General features: G+C 62.6%; 7 protein-coding genes. All 7 read left to right on the top strand.

The features are described from left to right. Positions 1–291, top strand: a 291-nt coding sequence (locus HZZ16_RS35025; RefSeq protein ID WP_197946301.1) for an ISAs1 family transposase, incomplete at its 5' end; no start/stop codon positions are given. Between the two features lie 371 nt (positions 292–662). After that, entirely contained in the window at positions 663–1,979 is a 1,317-nt protein-coding gene (gene ugpB, locus HZZ16_RS35020) for a sn-glycerol-3-phosphate ABC transporter substrate-binding protein UgpB (RefSeq protein ID WP_197955141.1), read from the top strand. A gap of 49 nt (positions 1,980–2,028) precedes the next feature. Continuing rightward, the gene (ugpA, locus tag HZZ16_RS35015; RefSeq protein ID WP_197955139.1) at positions 2,029–2,910 is read left to right on the top strand and encodes a sn-glycerol-3-phosphate ABC transporter permease UgpA; all 882 of its coding nucleotides are present in this window, start codon (positions 2,029–2,031) and stop codon (positions 2,908–2,910) included. Beyond that, on the top strand, positions 2,910–3,758 hold the full coding sequence (ugpE, locus tag HZZ16_RS35010; RefSeq protein ID WP_197955134.1) for a sn-glycerol-3-phosphate ABC transporter permease UgpE: 849 nt from the start codon (positions 2,910–2,912) through the stop codon (positions 3,756–3,758). Before ugpA ends, ugpE begins: the two co-directional genes overlap by 1 nt. 6 nt (positions 3,759–3,764) lie before the next feature. After that, positions 3,765–4,853 (top strand): sn-glycerol-3-phosphate import ATP-binding protein UgpC, encoded by a 1,089-nt coding sequence (locus tag HZZ16_RS35005; protein WP_197955133.1) that lies wholly within the window; start codon positions 3,765–3,767, stop codon positions 4,851–4,853. A gap of 343 nt (positions 4,854–5,196) precedes the next feature. Then, a complete protein-coding gene (locus HZZ16_RS35000; protein ID WP_024338612.1) occupies positions 5,197–5,622 on the top strand; it encodes an Hsp20 family protein in 426 nt (141 codons plus the stop codon). Between the two features lie 50 nt (positions 5,623–5,672). Beyond that, positions 5,673–5,945, top strand: a complete 273-nt coding sequence (locus HZZ16_RS34995; protein ID WP_035704148.1) for a BQ00720 family protein — start codon at positions 5,673–5,675, stop codon at positions 5,943–5,945. The last annotated feature ends 385 nt before the right edge of the window (positions 5,946–6,330 follow it).

Below are 6,330 nucleotides of genomic sequence, written 5' to 3'. Positions count from 1 at the left end.
ACGGCTCGATACTTCCTGGCATCGCGTCCGCTCCCAGCCAAGAAGCTGCTTGAAGCCGTGCGCGCTCATTGGGGCATCGAAAACAATTTGCACTGGGTTCTCGACGTTCTGTTCGACGAGGACGCTTGCCGCAGCCGGAAAGGCCATGCTGCCGAAAACCTCGCAGCCATCCGCAAGCTGGCTATCAATACGCTGCAGGCAACACCTGGACCTGCCCGCACCAGCCACAAAATGCTCGAAGCCAGATGGAATAACGACTTCCTTCTCTCCGCCCTCGCTCATATGCGATAGCCCTACGCTTGCGGGGGAGGGCTGGGGAGAGGGTCTCGCCGCAACGGGACAATCCCCTAGAGGAGAAAGCCCTCACCCGACGCGCGGGACGATGCTTCGCATCGCCCGGACGCGTCGACCTCTCCCGCAAGCGGGAGAGGTTTCTGAGCCCGCGGCTAAATACTTCACATCAACCAATACCGCACTGCGGCGCGCGCACGCATGTGCAGCGCGAATGGAGTCGGCTGACCGCTTCCTCTTCGCCTATTTGACGACTTCCCATTTGGCCGCGCTTGCTGCTTTCGTTTCTCCCGCTTACACAGTCATGTGAACGTCATATGGCGCTGCTAGCGCAAGCGCTTCTTTAGTGACGGGCAAGGGAGGTTTTCTTGATGGCTCTTCGACATTTTGGCGCGGCGACGGCTGTCGCACTCACGGTTGGTCTCGGCACCTCGCCGGCACTCGCGGTGACCGAAATCCAGTGGTGGCACGCGATGACCGGCGCCAACAACGACGTCATCGTCAGGCTCGCCAACGACTTCAACACCACGCAGAGCGACTACAAGGTGATCCCGACCTACAAGGGCAACTACGCCGACACGATGAACGCCGGCATCGCCGCGTTCCGCGCCGGCAACGCGCCGCACATCATGCAGGTGTTCGAGGTCGGCACCGCCACCATGATGGCGGCGACCGGCGCCGTGAAGCCGGTCTACAAGCTGATGCAGGACGCCGGCGAGAAGTTCGACCCCAAGGCCTATCTGCCCGCGATCACCGGCTATTACTCGACCTCGAAGGGCGAGATGCTCTCGTTCCCGTTCAACTCGTCCTCCACGGTGATGTGGGTCAACCTCGACGAGCTGAAGAAGGCCAATGTCGAGATTCCGAAGACCTGGCCGGAAGTCTTCGATGCGGCCAAGAAGCTCCGCGCCAACGGCCACGCCACCTGCGGCTTCTCCAACTCCTGGGTCACCTGGGTCAATCTCGAGCAGTTGTCCGCCTGGCACAACGTGCCGCTGTCGACCAAGGCCAACGGCCTCGACGGCTTCGACACCGTGCTCTCCTTCAACGGACCGCTCCAGGTCAAGCATCTCGAAAACCTGGTCGAGCTCCAGAAGGACAAGACCTACGACTATGCCGGCCGCACCAACACCGGCGAAGGCCGCTTCACGTCGGGCGAATGCCCGCTCTACCTGACCTCGTCGGCGTTCTTCGGCAACGTCAAGGCGCAGGCCAAGTTCGCCTTCACTGCGGTGCCGATGCCCTATTATCCGGACGCCAAGGGCGCGCCGCAGAACTCGATCATCGGCGGTGCCTCGCTCTGGGTGATGGGCGGCAAGTCGGCCGACGAGTACAAGGGCGTCGCAAAATTCCTCACCTTCCTCTCGGACACCGATCGCCAAGTCTACATCCACAAGGCCTCGGGCTATCTGCCGATCACCAAGGCGGCGTATGAGAAGGCCAAGGCCGAGGGCTTCTACAAGGACCAGCCTTATCTGGAGACGCCGCTGCTCGAGCTGACCAACAAGGAGCCGACCGAGAATTCGCGCGGCCTGCGCCTCGGCAACATGGTGCAGCTCCGTGACGTCTGGGCGGAGGAGATCGAGCAGGCGCTGGCCGGCAAGAAGACCGCCAAGCAGGCGCTGGACGCGGCGGTGGAGCGCGGCAACACCATGCTGCGCCAGTTCGAAAAGACTGCCGTGAAGTAAGGCGACAAGCGGCAGGCCGGTCAGCCGGCCTGCCGCCCCCGCGGACATCATGCAAAAGCAAGCCATTTTCCAATCGAAGCTATTGCCCTATGCGCTGGTTGCGCCGCAGCTCGCGATCGTCCTGATTTTCTTCTACTGGCCGGCCTTGCAGGCGGTGATCCAGTCCTTCCTGCTCCAGGACGCCTTCGGCCTGTCGACCAGCTTCGTCTGGTTCGACAATTATCTCGAGCTGTTCAGGGAGCGCGCCTATTTCGAGGCGATCCTGCGCACCTTCTTCTTCTCGTTCGCGATCGCGGTCTCATCGCTGTCGTTCGCGCTGCTGCTCGCCGTGATGGCGGACAAGCCGTTGCGCGGCTCCATGCTCTACCGCACGCTGCTGATCTGGCCCTATGCGGTGGCGCCGCCCGTGGTCGGCGTGCTCTGGATCTTCATGCTGCACCCCTCGCTCGGCGTGCTCTCGCGCTACCTGCGAGCGCTGGGCATCGACTGGAATCCGCTGCTCGACGGCGACCAGGCCGCAGCGCTGATCATCCTGGCCGCCGCCTGGAAACAGATCTCCTACAACTTCCTGTTCTTCCTCGCCGGCCTGCAGAGCATCCCCAGAAGCGTGATCGAGGCGGCCGCGATCGACGGCGCCCGCCCGATGCGCAGGTTCTGGACCGTGATCTTCCCGCTGCTGTCGCCGACCATCTTCTTCCTCCTGGTCGTCAACATCGTCTACGCCTTCTTCGACACGTTCGGCATCATCGACACCATGACCCGCGGCGGTCCGGGCAAGTCGACCGAGACGCTGGTCTACAAGGTCTATACCGACGGCCTGCTCGGCGGAAACCTCGGCAGCTCCGCGGCGCAATCGGTGATCCTGATGATCATGGTGATCGTGCTGACGGGCATCCAGTTCCGCTTCGTCGAACGCAAGGTGACCTACTGATGGTCGAGGAAGAAGGCTTTCGGCGCTACATTGCCCATATCATCCTCTGGATCGGGATCGCGATCGTCGCCTTCCCGGTCTATCTCGCCTTCGTGGCATCGACCCAGGACAACGCGGTGATCGCCAACGGGCAGATGTCGCTGCTGCCCGGCGGTCATTTCTTCAAGACCTACTACCAGACCATCTTCGTTGGCACGAGCGGCTCGACGCGCGAGCCGGTCGGCCACATGATGCTGAACTCGCTGGTGATGGCGCTCTTGATCGCGGTCGGCAAGATCGCGATCTCGATCATCTCGGCCTATGCGATCGTATACTTCCGCTTCCCGTTCCGGATGTCGATCTTCTGGCTCATCTTCATCACGTTGATGCTACCGGTCGAGGTTCGCATCTATCCGACCTACAAGATCGTCGCCGATCTGCACATGCTCGACAGCTATGCCGGCCTGTCGCTGCCGCTGATCGCATCGGCCACCGCGACACTGCTGTTCCGCCAGTTCTTCATGACCGTGCCGGACGAATTGCTGGAAGCCTCGCGCATCGACGGTGCCGGCCCCTTCCGCTTCTTCTGGGATACGCTCTTGCCGCTGTCGCGCACCAACATGGCGGCGCTGTTCGTGATCCTGTTCATTCTCGGCTGGAATCAATATCTCTGGCCGCTGTTGATCACCACGCGCGACGACATGCAGACCATCCAGATCGGCATCCGCAAGATGATCACCACCACCGACGCGCTGACCGAATGGCCGATCGTGATGGCAACCGCCGTGCTCGCCATGCTGCCGCCGGTGGTCGTCGTCGTCGCCATGCAGAAATTGTTCGTGCGCGGCCTGGTCGAGACGGAGAAGTAGAGACTTATGGCTAACGTCACCCTGCGCAGCGTCCGCAAGACCTATCCCGGCGGCTTCGAGGCCATCAAGGGCGTCGACGTCGATGTCGGCGACGGACAGTTCTGCGTGCTGGTCGGCCCCTCCGGCTGCGGCAAGTCCACGCTGCTGCGCATGGTCGCGGGGCTGGAGACGGTCACCGGCGGCGAGATCGACATCGGCGGCCGCGTCGTCAACGGGATCGAGCCCGCCGACCGCGACATTGCGATGGTGTTCCAGAACTACGCGCTCTATCCGCATATGAGCGTCTACAACAACATGGCCTATGGCCTGCGCAACCGCGGCATGGCCGAGGCCGAGATCAAGACCCGCGTCGAGGAAGCTGCGCGCGTGCTCGAGCTCTCCGCCATGCTGGAGCGCAAGCCGCGCCAGCTCTCCGGCGGCCAGCGCCAGCGCGTCGCCATGGGCCGCGCCATCGTGCGCCAACCGAAGGTGTTTTTGTTCGACGAGCCGCTCTCCAACCTCGACGCCAAGCTGCGCATCGCGATGCGGGTCGAGATCCGCAAATTGCAGCGCCGGCTCAACACGACGTCGATCTACGTCACCCATGACCAGCTCGAGGCGATGACGCTCGCCGATATTCTCGTGGTGATGAATGGCGGCCAAGTCGAGCAGGTCGGCAATCCGCTTGAGATCTACGAGAAGCCGGCAACGACCTTCGTCGCCTCGTTCATCGGCGCGCCGCCGATGAACTTGATGTCGACGCGGCCCGAGGAGATCCGGTCGCAGCTCGCCGGCAGCAATGCGGCCGATGCCGGCATCGTCGGCATCCGCCCGGAGGATTTCGTCATCACCGACGAGACGCCGGCCGGCGGCGTCGCCTTGCCGCTCACCGTGGAGGCGATCGAGCGCGTCGGCGCCGAGACCTTCGTCTACGGCTCCCGCGAGCAGGAGGACCAACGCGTCGCCGCCACGCCCGGCGAGCTGCCGCCCGGCGAGGTCATCGTCCGCATTCCCGGAACCCAAGCCCCCGCCATCGGCGCGAGAATCCGTGTCGCGGCGGTGCGGGCCAAGCTGCATCTGTTCAGCGGCGACGGGCGGAAGCGGATCGAGACCTGACGGCTTCCGAAGAGCCAGACAACAAAAGTGCGAAAACAACCCCATGCACAGTAGAAGGGGGTTTGTTTTTGTTGGAGAAATTTCTCGCGAATTCGTCATGCCCGGGCTAGTCCCGGGCATCCACGTTCTCAGTGCCGCGAGCAAGGTCGTGGATGGCCGGGACGAGCCCGGCCATGACGCAGCTGAGGCTATGTCGAGCCTATCGACGGTGGAATCGGCCCGTCCACAGGCTCCCCGCTACGTCCTTGAACCCACAGGGGAACATGCCCATATTGCTGATCAAGGGGCGCCGCTCGCGGGCCCTGATGCACCAAAGTCGCTTTCTGCGAGGACTTTGTAAACTATGTCTCGTGTTCCAACGCTCTCCAGTCCCTTCCTGCTGGGCTTCGACGAGATCGAGCGCGTGCTCGATCGGGTCGTCAAAGGCGCCGACGGTTATCCTCCCTACAATATCGAGAGGTGTGACCGCACGGACGGCCAGCCCGAGCGTTTGCGCATCACGCTGGCGGTCGCCGGATTTACGCGCGACCAACTCGATGTAACCATTGAGGAAAACCAGCTCGTGATCCGCGGGCGGCAGCAGGACGACAAGACCCGGCAATACATCCATCGCGGCATCGCCGCGCGCCACTTCCAGCGCACCTTCGTGCTGGCAGAGGGGATGCTGGTGCTGGGTGCGGATCTGAAGAACGGGCTGTTGTCGATCGATCTGGCCCGGCCTGAACCGGAGCGGATCGTTAAGACAATCGCTATCAATGAGCACGAATAATGGAACGAGTAGCGGACTCGACCGCTTAGTGTTCCAGAGGAGTCGAGACCATGAGTGAAGGTCACGTTGCGTTCGAATACGAAGCCAAGAACGTCTCTCCGGAGACCTTGGCAACCCTGGGCGAAGGCCATATCGCCTATGTGAAGCAGATCCGCTCAGAGGACGTGCCGGACCTGTTCCCCGAGGCGCCGAAAATTGCGCCGGGCCTCAAGCTGTTCGCGCTCCACGCCGCCGACGGCACGCCGATCATGCTGACCGACAGCCGCGAAGCTGCGATCGCCAACGCCTGGAGCAACGAGCTGCAAGCAGTGAGCGTGCACTAAAGCGCGCGCGTCGCACGAATAGGGTTTTGACGGGCATGCCTTCGCGAGAAGGCGTGCCCGTTTTCATTTGAGAGGTGATGGTTTCGCGTTGCCATCGCCAGCCAACGGGAATTCGGCGATGGCCCCGCCCGCGTGCGACAGGGCTGTCGCCTATATTAGATGTGGCTAAGGGCACCGACTGTGTCCACGGCGTCGTGGCCGGGCTTGTCCCGGCCATCCACGCAGCACAAAGAACGTGGATGCCCGGGACAAGCCCGGGCATGACGACCTCTGCAAAATTCAAACGCGATGTCCCCGCCCGCGCGCGGGGCGGCCTTGGCTCTTGCACACGAGACCGTCATCAATCCGTGATTTGACATTCCATTCGGATTTGTCAAATCTGACA

This window comes from Bradyrhizobium glycinis, assembly GCF_016031655.1.
Classification (GTDB): Bacteria; Pseudomonadota; Alphaproteobacteria; order Rhizobiales; family Xanthobacteraceae; genus Bradyrhizobium; species Bradyrhizobium glycinis.
This window is presented reverse-complemented; position numbering and strand designations above follow the sequence as displayed.